We start from the raw sequence: 2,168 nt of genomic DNA, 5'->3' as shown, positions 1-2,168 counted from the left end.
GTTGTCGCCCGTAAGCGCACCAAATAAGGCATATGATAAGCATCACTGCCTCCCTCAAATTGCTCAATAAACCATAAACGCTCTTGCGCGAAAGACAATCTCTGTTGCGTATTATTCCCACTTTTAGGGATCACTATAGGCTGATGCTTGTCTGAATGTTCGGCTAAATGAATAGCGAGCAGGGCAATGGTTGAGTGTTTAAACAATTCAACCAATGGAATATCAATATTCGCCCGCTCTCTAGCCTCGGCATTTAACCGTATCGCGCTAATTGAATCCCCACCGATACGAAAGAAGTTATCATGAATACCCACTTGCTCCAGCCCAAGCACTGCTTGCCAAATTTGACACAGCTGTTGCTCAAGCTCATTTCGAGGCGGCGAGTAATTGCCCGCGTCAATAAAAATGGGCTCAGGCAAGGCCTTTTTATCCAGTTTGCCATTAAGGGTTAATGGCACGGCATCAATCACTGTGAAACTGGTCGGTAGCATATAGTCGGGTAAACACGCTGCTAAGCTTTGCTTGACTCCTTCAATATCCAAAGAAAGTGCCAGTTCATCTATATGACGTGCCATTGAACGGCGGTCATTTTTAAAATAAATAGAATCAACAGCAAAATCGGGCACAATATAAGCCGCTATAAAATGACTGTTATCTGTCTTATAATCAATCACCGCCGCTTGTTTTATGCCACCTAACCCTTCTAATGCCGTTTGTATTTCACCCAGCTCGATACGGTGACCACGGATTTTAACTTGAGCATCATTCCGCCCTAAATATTCTAAATCGCCATTCGATAAATACCGCACTAAATCCCCAGTTTGATACAAACGAGTATCACCATTGGCAATATCCTCTTCACGAGCAAATGGGTTATCGATAAAGCGTTCAACCGTTAATTCAGGGCGATTTAAATATCCTCTAGCAAGGCCAGCACCACCGATATAAAGCTCTCCAGGAGAACCAATAGGAACTAACTGACCTAAGTTATTTACAACATAACTCAACGTATTGGCAATAGCTTTCCCGATACCCACACATTTAGGATCACTAATAGCCTTTTGAGTCACACATACTGTAGCCTCTGTTGGACCATATTGATTAAAAACCAATTTTGCAGGTAAGCAGGGGAGAGGATTCAACACTTCTCCTCCTGTATGGAGGACTTCTAAATTTGATTGAGCCAAAGCTTCAGGGATAAGATTAACAATCGATGTGGGAATAAACGCTTTAGTGATTTTATTATCACTAATTAACGCCAGTAATTTATCCATATTTCCTTGCGCCTCTTTTGGCACTATAGTTACGGTAGCACCAGTATAAAAACAAGGAAATATTTCATAAACAGAAGCATCAAAAACATAATTAGAAAAAAGTAAAGCCTGAGTATCTTGTATTATTTGATGAGTATCAGTAATAAATGATATTAAATTAATCACACCTTTGTGCTCTATCATTACCCCTTTAGGTTTCCCCGTCGTCCCCGAAGTGTAAATCACGTAAGCTAAATCTGAAGCCTGATTGATGGCAATTGGATTAGTATTGGGTTGAGAAGCTAAGAGCGCGTCATCATCGGCCTCAAGCACATCAATACTTAGCTCAGTGTCAACTATCCAGTCACTTAGCTGAGTTCGATAATGCGCTTGCGTGATAATAAAAGCTGCCATCGTGTCTTCAAGCATAAAGGTGGTGCGCGCTTGTGGGTATTCGGGGGCGATAGGCACATAGGCGCCCCCCGCCTTAAGCACTGCCAAAATACTGATGATCATCTCCAAACTGCGGTCCAAATACAGTGCAATTAAGGTGTCTGGCTGCAGCGGTGTGTGATATTTATCTTGATATTGACTGCGCAGATAATGGGCCAGCTGATTGGCTTTTTGGTTCAGCTCATGATAGGTCAGCTCCGACTCTTCAAATACGAGTGCTGTACCATTTGGTGTTTTTTCGACTTGTGCTTCAAACAACTGTTGCAGTATTTTATCTTGCGGGTAAGGCGTGTCAGTTTGATTCCAGTCGTACAACAAAGTGTGGCGCTCATCATCGGATAATAATGAAACCTCACCTACTCTTTGCTCAGGCTTCAGTAGCGCTAATAAGGCCCTTTGATACTGCTCAGCAAACCCCTTTATACTGCTTGCTTCAAACAAACTCAGTGCATAGTTCCACTG

1 protein-coding gene is annotated in these 2,168 nt (G+C 42.5%); it reads right to left on the bottom strand.

The genetic code is table 11. The features are described 5' to 3' along the window. Positions 1 to 2,168, bottom strand: a 2,168-nt coding sequence (locus tag Q0779_RS23550; RefSeq protein ID WP_298776692.1) for an amino acid adenylation domain-containing protein, incomplete at both ends; no start/stop codon positions are given.

The organism is uncultured Shewanella sp., from assembly GCF_947491715.1.
Classification (GTDB): Bacteria; Pseudomonadota; Gammaproteobacteria; order Enterobacterales; family Shewanellaceae; genus Shewanella.
Note: the sequence above shows the minus strand (reverse complement) of the source record. Positions and strands in the feature narration are given on the sequence as shown.